The organism is Pseudomonas sp. HUK17 (genome assembly GCF_001566765.1).
Map to the genome: position 1 here is coordinate 57,072 of NZ_LSMW01000015.1, position 12,887 is coordinate 69,958.

The window sequence follows — 12,887 nt, forward strand, 5'->3', positions numbered from 1 at the left end:
CGAGCGACGTATGGCCGCTGGCAAGCCTGTATAATGCGCGCTTTCCGAATTGCCTGTGAGTCCGCCATGTACGACGCGCTCCGTCCTCTGCTTTTCAAAATGTCTCCCGAAGGATCGCACGATCTGGCGCTGGATCTGATCGGTGCCGCGGGTCGTCTGGGCCTGACCGGTCTCGGACGACGGCCGGGTCGGCTGCCGGTCCAGGTCATGGGTATGGAGTTTCCCAATCCGGTGGGCCTGGCCGCCGGACTCGACAAGAACGGCGCCGCCATCGACGGCTTCGCCGGCCTGGGTTTCGGCTTCGTCGAGATCGGCACCGTGACGCCACGGCCGCAGCCGGGCAATCCCAAGCCGCGATTGTTCCGTCTCGAACAGGCCGACGCCATCATCAACCGTATGGGTTTCAATAATGCGGGTGTCGACGCCCTGATCGAACGGGTCAAGGCGGCACGCTTCCAGGGTGTGTTGGGGATCAACATCGGCAAGAATGCCAGTACCCCGGTGGAGCGGGCGGTGGACGACTACCTGATCGGCCTGGACCGGGTCTACGCCCATGCCAGCTACATCACGGTGAACGTGAGCTCGCCCAACACGCCCGGCCTGCGCAGTCTGCAATTCGGCGATGCGCTCAAGAGCCTGCTGGAAGCCCTGCGCCAGCGCCAGGAAGACCTGGCGGTCCAGCATGGCCGGCGGGTGCCCATCGCCATCAAGATCGCCCCGGACATGACCGATGAGGAAATCGTGCTGACCGCCCAGGCGATCCGCGATGCTGGAATGGACGCCATCATCGCCACCAACACCACCCTGGGGCGCGAAGGGGTGGAGAATCTGCCCTATGCCGCCGAGGCTGGTGGCCTGTCGGGCGCTCCGGTGCGGGAAAAGAGCACCCATGTGGTACGGGTCTTGGCGGGCGAACTGGGTGGCCGGCTGCCGATCATCGCGGCGGGCGGGATCCTGTCGGGGGAAGATGCGGCGGAAAAGATCGCCGCAGGGGCCAGTCTGGTGCAGCTCTACAGCGGTTTCATCTATCGCGGACCGGCGTTGATCCGCGAAGCCGTGGACGCGATCGCGGCAGCACGCCGCTGAGGGATAGGGGGCTCGCTGGGAGCCCCCGTGGGACCGGGTCCCTGATCCTGGGAAGGGATCTGACTGGAACAAAACCAGAACGCTGGTGGAAGCCCTCGGGCTTCCGCTAGTGAAATCGAATTAGCCTACGGCTTGAAGTTGATTCACGCGTTGAAGACCGGCGGTGCCTACGTAGCCGTCCCATTGGTCGCTACGGCCCTCACGCCAGCCATTGAGCCAGGCCTGCCGGACGGCGTCCTGGGTGAAGGGGCAGAGGTCCCGCGATTTGCCCACAATGCCGTGCTGATAACCACGCTGGAAAGCTCGTTCCATTGGATCACGCTTGAGTCTTCTCATAGGGTAGTGCCCTCGTAGGTTGACTTGCAGATTGTCCATGGCCCGTTGCAGGCCTGGATGCCAGAGCCGGCGTCCTGACATCCGCCCCGCACCTTCGCGCTGCGGGTGGTCAATTACTAACCAATGAGACCCTGGCTGGGAACGACCTTTTAGCTATAAGACGTAATCAAATCGAAATGAAATGGCGATAAACCGCCGCTGGAATGCCGTCACTGCGGCTTGTTGAGACGCAGTCAAACTTTCACGGGAGGCGCTGTCCTTACCGGTCAATCCGACCAAAGGCAGAGAAGCGCCTTTCGCTAACCTATGGATTCAACGATGTCCGCGATGCAACAACTCATCCTCACCTGTCCCAAGGGGCTCGAGACCCTGCTGCTGGAAGAGGCCCAGGGCCTCGGTCTACAGGAAGCCCGTAGCCAGACCGCGGCGGTGCGCGGCGAGGCGAGTCTCGCGGACGCCTACCGCCTGTGCCTCTGGTCGCGTCTGGCCAACCGGGTGCTGCTGGTGCTGGCCCGTTTCCCGGTAGAGGACCCCCAGGGGCTGTACCTGGGTGTGCATGGCGTGGAGTGGGAAGAGCACCTGGCGCCCAACGGCACCCTGGCGGTGGGCTTCAGCGGCCAGGGCGCGGGCATCGACAACACCCATTTCGGCGCCCTCAAGGTCAAGGACGCCATCGTCGACCGCCTGCGCGAACGCACCGGGCAGCGCCCCACGGTCGACAAGGTCGCCCCGGACCTGCGCGTCCACCTGCACCTGGAGCGGGGTCAGGCCATCCTGTCGCTGGATCTCTCCGGCCAGAGCCTGCACCAGCGCGGTTATCGCCTGCAGCAGGGGGCGGCGCCGCTCAAGGAAAACCTGGCGGCCGCGGTGCTGATCCGTGCCGGCTGGCCGGCCCTGGCCGCGGCGGGCGGGGCCTTGGCCGACCCCATGTGTGGGGTGGGTACCTTCCTGGTCGAGGCCGGGCTGATGGCGGCGGACATCGCGCCCAACCTGCGCCGCGAGCGCTGGGGCTTTTCCGCCTGGCTGGGCCATGTGCCCGCGCTCTGGCAGCAGCTGCATCAGGAAGCCGAAGCGCGGGCGGCGGCTGGCCTGGCCAGGACGCCGGCCTGGATCCGCGGCTACGAAGCCGATCCCCGACTGATCCAGCCGGCGCGCAACAACATCGAGCGCGCCGGTCTGTCCGAGTGGATCAAGGTCTACCAAGGCGAGGTGGCCAGCTTCGAGCCGCGGCCCGACAAGGGCCAGACCGGTCTGGTGATCTGCAACCCGCCCTATGGCGAGCGCCTGGGCGATGAAGCCAGTCTGCTGTATCTCTACCAGAATCTCGGCGAGCGGTTGCGCCAGGCCTGCCTGGGCTGGCGCGCGGGGGTCTTTACCGGTGCGCCCGAACTGGGCAAGCGCATGGGGATCCGCAGTCACAAGCAATACGCCTTCTGGAACGGCGCCTTGCCCTGCAAGCTGCTGATGTTCGAGGTGGAGACCCGCCAGTTCGTCACCGGCAGCCGCAGCGGTGAGCGCTCGGCCATCGGTCAGGCGGCGGAACCGGCCAAGCTAAGCGAAGGCGGGCAGATGTTCGCCAATCGCCTGCAGAAGAATCTCAAGCAGCTCGGCAAGTGGGCGCGCAACCAGGGCGTGCAGTGCTATCGCCTCTATGACGCCGACATGCCCGAGTACGCGGTGGCCGTGGATCTCTATGGTGACCGGGTGCACGTGCAGGAGTATGCGCCGCCCCGTTCCATCGATCCGGACAAGGCCCAGGCGCGATTGCTCGATGCCCTGGCCGCCATTCCCCAGGCCCTGAACATCGATCCGGCGCTGGTGGTGGTCAAGCGGCGCGAGCGGCAGAGCGGCACCAAGCAGTACGAGCGTCAGGCGGCCCAGGGTGAATTCCTGCAGGTAGAGGAGGCGGGTGCCAAGCTGCTGGTGAATCTCACCGACTACCTGGATACCGGCCTGTTCCTGGATCATCGCCCGCTGCGCCTGCGCCTGCGTCAGGAAGCCCAGGGCAAGCGCTTCCTCAACCTGTTCTGCTACACCGGCGCCGCCACGGTGCAGGCCGCGGTGGGCGGAGCGCGCAGCACCACCAGCGTCGATCTCTCGCGGACTTACCTGGACTGGGCTCGACGCAACCTGGCGCTCAACGGCTTTTCCGAGCGACACCGCCTGGAGCAGGGCGATGTCTTGCACTGGCTGGAGAACGATCGCGGCGAATACGATCTGATCTTCGTCGATCCGCCGACCTTCTCCAATTCCAAGCGTCTGGAAGGCGTGTTCGACGTCCAGCGCGATCACGTCGCCCTGATCGATTCGGCCATGGCCCACCTGAGTCGCAATGGCGTGCTGTACTTCTCCAACAACTTCCGCAAGTTCGAGTTGGATGCCGGCCTCGCCGAGCGTTATCGCGTCGAGGAGATCAGCGCCAGCACCCTGGATCCGGATTTCGCGCGCAATCCCAAGATCCACCGCGCCTGGCGTCTCAGCCTGCAATGAGACCCGCCGCCTGAACTGCCGCTGAACGGGTCGAGCATCGATCCGTTCAGCCTGTGATCCGGCGCAATCCCGCCTTTTCCCGGGAACACCCGATCCGCCCAGGCCGTCCACAATGACGGCGCGGCGCTGGGTCGTGCCTGGCGGGACGAGGAGGGAAAGGTTCTACAATGCTGGTTTCACTGCAGGCTCTCAGGGCCCTGGCCGCCTGGCTGGTGGTCTTTCATCACTTCATGCAGGTGTTCTTCGACTTCCACGCCGACAGCCTCGGCGGCCATCTGCTCTCGACCCGGGGACAGGTCGGGGTCGATATCTTCTTCGTACTCAGCGGCTTCGTGATCTACCTGTCCACCGCCGGCCGATCGCTCAGGCGCAGCACCTTCCTCTGGCACCGCATCGCCCGTATCGTCCCGGCCTATTGGCTGTACACCGCGGTGACGGCGCTGATCCTCTATCTGGCCAGCGACGTGATGCCGGTCTACGGGATCGCCGCACGGGAACTACTACTCTCGCTGTTCTTCATCCCCAGCGAGAACCCGGCGGGCTTCGGCCATTATCCGATCCTGCCGGTAGGCTGGACGCTCAACTTCGAGATGCTGTTCTACCTGCTGTTTGCCCTGTCCTTTGGCGTGGCCGAGCGCTGGCGCATCGGCGTGGTCAGTCTGCTGGTGATCCTCGTCAGCCTGGTGCTGGCCCGCGAGTCCTTCGTCAGCAGTTTCTATCGCAATCCGATCATCTTCGAGTTCCTGCTAGGCGTGAGCCTGGCGGCGCTCTATCGGCGCGGCGCCCTGCGCGGCTCCAAGCCGCTGGCCCTGACGGCTGCTCTGGCGGCACTGGTCTGTCTGGTGGCCTTTCCGGCGGACCATCCCTGGCGGCTGCTGACCTGGGGCGTGCCCAGCGCGGTCCTGGTGGGCGCCTGCGTGATCCTCGAACCCTGGTTCGCCGGCTCACGCCTGTGCAAGGCACTGGGGGACTGGTCCTATTCGGTCTACCTGGTGCACGTCATCGTGCTCTGGTTGGGCGACTACTGGCTGCACCAGCAGTGGGGGCTGAGCCCCTACCAGACCCTGGCGGTCTGCCTGCCGGTGATCCTGCTGCTGGCCTGGGGCAGCTACGAGTGGATCGAGCGTCGTCTCTCGCGCACCCTGCGCCAGTTGGGCGAACGCCTGGCGGGACGGCGTCCGCAGTGGGTGGCGGGTCAGTAGGACGCGCGTTCGGCAGCCGTGAGCTCGGGCACTAGCGCCCGACCTTCCGCCGAGGAACGCTGTGCCGCTTCCAGCAGGGCCATGAGGGCGCAGGCCTGGGCGGGAGGGACGGGATTGGCGGCGCGCCCGGCAAGAGCCTCGACCAGGGCAAGGTAGTAGCGGCGGTGATCTCCCGCTGGCGTCGGCAATGCCTGGCGTTCGCCATCGCCCGTGATGAGCCAGCCAGAATCAGGATCCTGGCCCCAGTCCGGACCACCGGGGCGTACGCCGGCCTTGAGCGCGTCTTCCTGGCGATCCGCTCCCTGCTTGATCCAGCTGCCCGCGGTACCTTGGGCGAGAAAGCGCGGCACACCGCCAGCAGCCAGCATACCGGCTCTCAGGGTCACCTGGCGGGCGCCGTAGTCCAGTTGCACCTGGAACCAGTCATCGGTGAGGGCGCCAGCGCGTTGCCGTACCAGATTTGCCTGCAGGCGCTCGGGCAGACCGAACAGGCAGAGCGCCTGATCCAGCAGATGGGGGCCAAGATCGAACCAGAGACCGCTGCCGGGCAGCGCCGCTTCGCGCCAGCGCGTGCGCACCTCGGGGCGAAAGCGTTCGATGCGCGATTCCAGGCTGGTCAGTTCGCCCAGGGCGCCGCTGGCCAGCACCTCCTGCAGTCCGAGAAAATCACTGTCCCAACGGCGATTCTGGAACACCGACAGCAACCGCCCGGCCTGTTCGGCTTCGGCGGCCAGTTGTCGGGCTTCGGCGAGGGTGACGGTAAAGGGTTTGTCGACCACCACGTGCTTGCCAGCGGCCAGGGCGGCGCTGGCGAGGGGCGCATGGGTCTGGTTGGGCGAGGCGATCACCACCAGGTCGATGGCCGGATCCTGCACGGCGGCCAGGTAATCCGCGGTCACCCGTACCTCGGGCAGATCGGCGTGCACCCGCTCGGCGTCCCGCGAGGCCACCAGTTCCAGGGTGAGGCCGGGGATGGAATGCAGCAGCGGGCCGTGGAAGGTTTGACCGACGAAGCCATAGCCGATCAGGGCGACGCGAAAGGGGGAGGGCATGGAGCATCCTTTTTACCGGGGTGGAAAAGACTGGGGCCGCTCGATGAGCGGCCCCGGTTGTAGGCTGAAGCGCGAGGTTGCCTTACTTCAACTCATGATCGTGAGCCAGTTGCTCCCGTTCAAGGAATTCGTCCTGCCGCAAGGAATCCTGGAACTCTGCGGAATCCTCCAGGGCCAGGGGGTCATTGAGTTCGCCACCGGAAAGGCGCTTTTTCTCAAGCTTACCGGACAGGTGGGTAATGGCTCGCAACAGCTTGTCCGCCGCGCCATCCACGGCCAGATCGAGAGACTCGGCCTTGTGGGTGACCGAAAGGGGTTGATGGCCCTTGATGCGCGCTTCCATCTGGCAGCGCTTGTCCTGGGCGCCAGACTTGCCAGCGTTTTCGTCGTTGAGATGCACCTCGACGCGGGTCAGGAGTTCGTCGAAGCGATCCAGGCGGTCTTCCACCACGGACGCCACCCAATTCTGCAAACCGGCACTGCCTTCGATGTTGTGGTCACTGTTCACTTGGACTTGCATGCGGCTTCCTCTTTTTGACGGGCCTGACCATTGGATGAGGCCGGTCAGGCCGAGGTTCAAGGCTGTTCGTCCGGAGTGCGTGTCACCCGATGTTTCCTTCTGGCAGTGTTGAGGCTTGTCGCAACGTTTGGAAAGCGACGCTGAGGTCGCGGGTCGCTGGCGTTTTGCCTTTATCCACTGATAATGCGCGACCTTTCATCGTCCGTCGCAGTGGGGATTGCCAATGCCAGATGTGCTCACGCGTGGCCGCGGTTTCGCTCGGCGGCTCTGGCTACCCCGTGCGGTCGGTCTGCTGCTCAGCTTGAGTTGCATCGTCTCGGTGCAGATCACCCAGCCGGTGTCCATTGGGCTATGGATCCTGCTGCTGGCCAATGCGCTGCTCTGGTCACCGCTGGCCTACTGGCGAGCGGTGCGCGCTCGCGACCCCTATCGCACCGAACTGGGCAATCTGCTGCTGGACTGCGGCTCGGCCGGCTTCTGGGCAGCGAGCATGGGCTTCAACCTCCTGCCCAGCGTGACCTTGCTCGCCATGACCGGTATGAACATGCTCGGCGCCGGTGGCCTGGCGTTCTGGCGCCGGGGGCTGCTCGCACAGCTGGTGGGCATCCTGGCCGGTCTGGTCGTGCTGCGCCATCCGGTCGCCATCCAGACCTCCACCGCGCAGATCTATGCCTGCCTGCCGATGATCATCGCCTACCCCTGGGCCCTGGGCCTGGTGAGCTTTCGCCTGGCGCAGCAGCTGTCGCGGCGCAAGCAGGAGCTGGAGCTGATCAGCAAGCAGGATGGCATGACCGGTCTGCATAACAGAACGCACTGGGATCAGCTGCTGCAGCGCGAGTTCGCCCGCTGCAAGCGCAGTGGCGCCGAGGCCAGCCTGGTGATGATCGACCTGGACAACTTCAAGTTGGTCAACGATCGCTTCGGCCACCAGGCCGGTGACGAGATGCTGCGCCAATTTTCCGGTCTGCTGGCGCGCACCATCCGCACCAGTGACCTCGCCGGTCGTTTTGGCGGCGATGAATTCGGTATCCTCTTGCCCGACACCTCGCCCGAGCGAGCCCTGGATCTGATTCGCCGCCTGCAGGAGCGCCTCCACGAGATGCAGGCGGGCAGCCCCGGCGACCGGCAGAACGTGCGGGTCGGCATGAGCTGCGGCGTCGCCGGATTCGACCGGGCCTACGATGACGTTGCCCACTGGCTGCAGGCCGCCGACTTCGCCCTCTACCGGGCCAAGGCGCAGGGCCGCGGGCGGGCCGAGGTGGCCGATCCCCAAGGAGTGCTGGCATGACCCCGGCGATAGAATTGCTCAAGAAAGCCCAGGTGCCCCATGAGGTGCTGAGCTACCACCATGATCCCAAGGCCGCCTCCTACGGCCTGGAAGCCGCCGAAAAGCTCGGTCTGGCGCCGGAAACGGTGTTCAAGACCCTGCTGGCAGCGAGCGAGAAGCAGGAACTGCTGGTGGCCATCGTGCCGGTCGCCGGCACCCTGGATCTCAAGGCCCTGGCCCAGGCGGCCGGGGTGAAGAAGCTGGAGATAGCCAAGCCCGAGCAAGCCCAGCGCAGCACCGGCTACCTGGTGGGTGGCATCAGTCCGCTGGGGCAGAAGAAGCGGCTGCGTACCTTTGTCGACGAGTCCGCCGCGGAGCTGCCGAGCATCCATGTCAGTGCGGGGCGCCGCGGACTGGAAGTGGCCCTGGCACCGACGGATCTCGCCCGGCTGCTGGATGCGCCCTTCGTGCCGATCGGCAAGGCCTGAGACGTAGGTTGGTGCTGAGCGCAGCGAAGCCCAACGATGTAAAGGTACGGCTGTGTTTTGTTGGGCTTCGCGGTGCTCAGCCCAACCTACGGCTGAGTCTCCATGGGGTGAAAACCGCCTGGCGTTTTCCACCCCCTCCGCTCGCTAGGCTACCCCGTAGCTCTCCCGCAGTTGCTGCCGATAGCGCTGGTAGGCCGCCTCGTATTCGGCGACCCGTGCGGGATCCGGTTCGGCGCGACTGGCCGGATCCAGGTGCACGCAGCGTTCGGTGAGGCTGTCGAGCGATTCCGGACGACCCTGTTCCCGACTCCAGCACCAGGCCGCCTGCAAGGCGCCGCCCAGGGCCGCGGCTTCGCCGTGGACCGGGCAGACCACCGGGGTGTTCATCAGATCGGCGATCAGCTGGCGCCACACCGGGCTCCTGGCGCCGCCGCCGATGAGTCTCAGGGTATCGCCGGGCATGCCCAGGTCGCGCAGCAGGTCGAAGCCGTATCTCAGGGCGAAGCTCACCCCCTCGACCACCGCCCGGCACAGGTTGGCGCGGGTCAGGTTGGTGGCGGTCAGGCCGTGCAGGCTGGCGGTCGCCGTCGGCAGTGCCGGTACCCGTTCGCCGTTGAGGAAGGGCAGCATCAGCACCCCTTCGGCGCCGATGGGTGATTCCGCCACCAGGCGGGTGAGTTCGGTGAGATCCAGACCGAGCAGCTCGCGGATCTGGCCACTGGCATTGGTCAGGTTCATGGTGCAGATCAGCGGTAGCCAGCCGCCGTTGGAGGAGCAGAAACCCGCCACGGCGGGATGCTCGCTGATGCGGGGTTCGTCGGAGTAGCCATAGAGGGTGCCCGAGGTACCCAGGCTCAGGGTGATCTGGCCAGCGCGGCTGTTGCCGGTGCCCAGGGCGCCCATCATGTTGTCGCCGCCGCCGCTGGAGACCAGCGCCTGGGGATTGATGCCCAGTTGGCTGGCGACCTCCGGCCGCAGCCGCCCGACCGGCTGGTCGGCTTCGATCAGCGCCGGCAGGGCGCGTTCCAGGCGACCGCTGGGGTCGATATGGCGCAGCAGTTCCAGGTCGTACTGGCGCGTGCGCACATTGAAATAGCCGGTACCCGAGGCATCGCCGTATTCCGCCACGGCCCGGCCGGTCAGCCAGAAGTTCAGGTAATCGTGGGGCAGCAGTACCTGGGCGATCCGGTCGAACACCTCAGGATGCTGCTCCTTGGTCCAGAGCAGCTTGGAGACGGTGTAGCCCGGCGCGATGGCCAGACCCAGGCGCTCGATGGAGCCTGCCGCGCCACCGAGATGCTCCAGCAGACGCTGGTTTTCCGGGGTGGACTCGGTGTCGCACCAGAGCTTGGCCGGACGCAGCACCTTGCCGCTGTCGTCGAGCAGCACCAGACCATGCTGCTGGCCCGAGACGCCAACACCGAGGATGTCCTGGCCATCGCTGCCGGCCTGGGCCAGGGCGGCGCGGGTAGCCGCTACCAGTGCCCTGATCCAGTCCGCCGGATTCTGCTCGCGACGGCCATTGGCGCCCTCGGTCAGGGGGTGAGGCGCATTGCCTTCACCCAGTACCACGCCGCGCTCGACATCCAGGATCACCGCCTTGGTGCCCTGGGTACCGCAGTCGATCCCGAGAAACTTCATGCCTGGCCGCTCCTTGTTGTTAGGGCTTGTATGAACCATCGACGCTACCTAGGCAGCGTTTTGCCAAGGCTAGTCGCCGAGCAGGGTCTGCAAGGTGGCGCTGACCCCATGGGTCCGCAAGTTGTACAGCTGCCGCTCGAAGGCGGCAACGAAGGCGGCGGATTTCGGGATGTGCTTGCCGAAGATTTCCTCGGCGCCCAGCAGGCGCTCGGTGAGGTTCTTCTGATCCTGCACCAGCTCCTCGCAGTAGTTGGCCCGCGGATCGGGGATGCGATAGGTCGCCCCGCTCTCGTCCACGCCGCGCAGATAGACCGCCCAGGCGGCCACCACCAAGGCGGCGCGATCCATGGCCTGGTCGTCTTCGATCAGCCGGTTGATGGTCGGCACGGTGAACTTGGGAAACTTCGAGGAGCCGTCGGAGCAGACGCGCTCCAGCTGGTCGGCGATCGCGCGATTGGAGAAGCGCTCGATCAGGGTGTCCTTGTACTGGTCGAGATCGATGCCGGGTACTGGGGCCAGCTGCGGGGTCACGTCCTCGTCCATGTAGGTGCGGATGTAGCGCACGAACAGCGGGTCGGCCATGGTCTCGTGGACGAAGCGATAGCCCTTGAGGAAGCCCAGGTAGGTGAGGGCCAGGTGGCTGCCGTTGAGCAGCTTGATCTTCATCTCCTCGTAGGGGGTGACGTCATCGGTGAACTGCACGCCGACGTCTTCCCAGGCCGGACGGCCGGCGACGAATTTGTCTTCCAGCACCCACTGCAGGAAGGGCTCGCAGACCACCGGCCAAGCATCCTCGACGCCGTGTTCGGCCAGCAGGGCCTCGCGATGGGCGGTGCTGGTCATGGGGGTGATGCGATCGACCATGGCGTTAGGGAAGCTGACGTGCTCGGCGATCCAGCCGTGCAGCTCTTCGTCTACCAGGCCGGCGTAGGCCAGCAGGGCCTTGCGGGTCACCTGGCCATTGTGCGGAAGGTTGTCGCAGGACATCACGGTGAAGGGGCCGGTGCCCTCGGCGCGGCGCTTGGCCAGGGCCGCCAGCAGGAAGCCGAAGACGCTGCGCGGATCGCCGGGATGCTGCAGGTCGTGCTGGATCAGCGGCAGTTTGAAGTTGAATTCGCCAGTGCTGTCATCCATGCAGTAGCCGCCCTCGGTGATGGTGAGGGAGACGATGCGGGTGCTGGGATGGGCCAGCTTGTCGATCAGCGTTTGGGTGCCTTCCTCTGCCAGCAGCATGCCGCTGATGGCGCCGACGACGCGGACCTCGGTGTCCGGCTCGTCGGCCAGCACCACCTGGGTATAGAGGTAGTCCTGTCCGGCCAGGGCGTCACGCATGGCGCGGTCCTCGGCGCGCAGGCCGACGCCGCAGATGCTCCAGTCCAGGTCGCGGCCCTGGTTGAGCAGGGCTTCGGTGTAGATGGCCTGGTGGGCGCGGTGGAAGCCGCCGACGCCGATGTGGACGATGCCCTGACGCAGCTGGCAGGCGGCGTAGGAGGGCTTGGCGATGTATGCGGGAAGCTGGTCGAGATTCTGGCGATTGAGTTTCATGAGAGGGATCCTGGCAGAAGGCGCTCCTGGTCATGGTCGGCCATGACCAGGAGAGAAGGGGAGATCAGGCGGCCTGGCGCAGCAGCGGCGCCACGGCGCGGCCCTGTTCGTCGAACAGGTGACAGAAGTCCGCGTCCAGGGCCAGGCGCTGGCGTTCGCCGTAGGCCACGGCGCAGTCACCCGGCACGCGCACGGTCAGCGGCTCCTCGGCCTCGGTGACCATGTGGCAATAGGTGTCGCTGCCCAGGCGTTCGGCCACATCGCTGATTACCGGCAGCTGGCCGTCGGCGGCCAGGCGCAGGTGTTCCGGGCGAATGCCCAGGGTCACCGGACTGCCAACCGTCAGGCCGTCACCGCGCCGCGGCAGGTGCAGGCGCGGACCGGCGGCCAGCTCCACTTCCACGCCCTGGGCGTCGGTGGCCAGCACCTTGCCCTTGAGAAAGGCCATCTTCGGCGTGCCGAGGAAGCCGGCGACGAAGAGGTTGGCCGGATGGTGATAGAGCTCCAGGGGCGAGCCGACCTGCTCGACCCGCCCGCCATTCAGTACCACCACCTTGGTGGCGAGGGTCATGGCCTCTACCTGGTCGTGGGTCACGTAGATCATGGTGGCCTGCAGTTCCTGGTGCAGGCGTGCCAGCTCCAGGCGCATCTGCACGCGCAGGGCGGCATCTAGGTTGGACAGGGGTTCGTCGAACAGGAAGATCTTTGGCTGGCGAACGATGGCGCGGCCGATGGCCACCCGCTGGCGCTGGCCGCCGGAGAGCTGGCGCGGCTTGCGCTCCAGCAGGGGTGTCAGTTCGAGGATGCGGGCGGCATCGGTGACCTTGCGCTCCACTTCCTGCTTGTCGATCTTGGCCAGATCCAGGGCGAAGGACAGATTCTTGCGCACGCTCATGTGCGGATAGAGGGCGTAGGTCTGGAACACCATGGCCAGGTCACGTTTGGCTGGCGAGACCTCGGTGATGTCGCGCCCGTCCAGTTCCAGGGTGCCGCTGCTGACCTCTTCCAGACCGGCGATGAGGCGCAGCAGGGTGGACTTGCCGCAACCCGAGGGACCGACGAAGACCACGAACTCACGGTCGTTGATGTCCAGGTCGACGCCCTTGATGATTTCCAGCGAGTCGAAGCCCTTGCGCAGGCTGCGGATTTTCAGATTGGCCATGACAGGAATCCTCTTGTTATTTGAGCCGTCGCTGCGCGTCGCGAGCGAAGGCGAGACAAGGAGGAAGGTCGCGAGAAAGCGCAGTTTACGCGGGTAAA

General features: G+C 65.8%; 11 protein-coding genes. 5 read left to right on the forward strand and 6 right to left on the reverse strand.

Annotation, left to right across the window (positions count from 1 at the left end; all coding sequences use genetic code 11):
- Window positions 1-66: 66 nt before the first annotated feature.
- Window positions 67-1,086 (forward strand): quinone-dependent dihydroorotate dehydrogenase, encoded by a 1,020-nt coding sequence (locus tag AX284_RS10545; protein ID WP_068385244.1) that lies wholly within the window; start codon window positions 67-69, stop codon window positions 1,084-1,086.
- A 120-nt stretch (window positions 1,087-1,206) separates the two neighbouring features.
- Here AX284_RS10545 and rmf read toward each other — a convergent pair whose 3' ends face one another.
- Window positions 1,207-1,422, reverse strand: coding sequence for a ribosome modulation factor (rmf, locus tag AX284_RS11765; protein WP_081594565.1), 216 nt, complete (start codon window positions 1,420-1,422; stop codon window positions 1,207-1,209).
- Between the two features lie 318 nt (window positions 1,423-1,740).
- Between rmf and rlmKL the strand changes: the two genes are divergently transcribed.
- Both rlmKL and AX284_RS10555 read left to right on the forward strand, forming a co-directional pair.
- The gene (rlmKL, locus tag AX284_RS10550; RefSeq protein WP_068385247.1) at window positions 1,741-3,912 is read left to right on the forward strand and encodes a bifunctional 23S rRNA (guanine(2069)-N(7))-methyltransferase RlmK/23S rRNA (guanine(2445)-N(2))-methyltransferase RlmL; all 2,172 of its coding nucleotides are present in this window, start codon (window positions 1,741-1,743) and stop codon (window positions 3,910-3,912) included.
- 167 nt (window positions 3,913-4,079) lie between these two features.
- Window positions 4,080-5,114: an acyltransferase family protein gene (locus AX284_RS10555; protein WP_064306672.1), complete on the forward strand. Its 1,035-nt coding sequence runs from the start codon at window positions 4,080-4,082 to the stop codon at window positions 5,112-5,114.
- Here AX284_RS10555 and AX284_RS10560 read toward each other — a convergent pair.
- A complete protein-coding gene (locus AX284_RS10560; RefSeq protein ID WP_068385250.1) occupies window positions 5,108-6,166 on the reverse strand; it encodes an oxidoreductase in 1,059 nt (352 codons plus the stop codon). The genes AX284_RS10555 and AX284_RS10560 overlap by 7 nt on opposite strands.
- Before the next feature lie 82 nt (window positions 6,167-6,248).
- Window positions 6,249-6,686 (reverse strand): HPF/RaiA family ribosome-associated protein, encoded by a 438-nt coding sequence (locus tag AX284_RS10565; RefSeq protein WP_068385253.1) that lies wholly within the window; start codon window positions 6,684-6,686, stop codon window positions 6,249-6,251.
- A gap of 223 nt (window positions 6,687-6,909) precedes the next feature.
- Between AX284_RS10565 and AX284_RS10570 the strand changes: the two genes are divergently transcribed.
- Together AX284_RS10570 and ybaK are read left to right on the forward strand one after the other, a co-directional pair.
- Complete coding sequence (locus AX284_RS10570) at window positions 6,910-7,974, forward strand: diguanylate cyclase (protein WP_068385256.1); 1,065 nt, start codon at window positions 6,910-6,912, stop codon at window positions 7,972-7,974.
- A complete protein-coding gene (gene ybaK, locus AX284_RS10575) occupies window positions 7,971-8,441 on the forward strand; it encodes a Cys-tRNA(Pro) deacylase (protein WP_068385259.1) in 471 nt (156 codons plus the stop codon). Before AX284_RS10570 ends, ybaK begins: the two co-directional genes overlap by 4 nt.
- Before the next feature lie 144 nt (window positions 8,442-8,585).
- Here the strand turns inward: ybaK and xylB are convergent, their stop codons facing one another.
- The 3 genes from xylB to AX284_RS10590 form a co-directional block, all read right to left on the reverse strand.
- Window positions 8,586-10,082 (reverse strand): xylulokinase, encoded by a 1,497-nt coding sequence (gene xylB, locus AX284_RS10580; RefSeq protein WP_068385262.1) that lies wholly within the window; start codon window positions 10,080-10,082, stop codon window positions 8,586-8,588.
- A 69-nt stretch (window positions 10,083-10,151) separates the two neighbouring features.
- Window positions 10,152-11,627, reverse strand: a complete 1,476-nt coding sequence (locus tag AX284_RS10585) for a mannitol dehydrogenase family protein (protein ID WP_064306666.1) — start codon at window positions 11,625-11,627, stop codon at window positions 10,152-10,154.
- 64 nt (window positions 11,628-11,691) lie between these two features.
- On the reverse strand, window positions 11,692-12,789 hold the full coding sequence (locus AX284_RS10590) for an ABC transporter ATP-binding protein (protein WP_064306665.1): 1,098 nt from the start codon (window positions 12,787-12,789) through the stop codon (window positions 11,692-11,694).
- Between the last annotated feature and the right edge of the window lie 98 nt (window positions 12,790-12,887).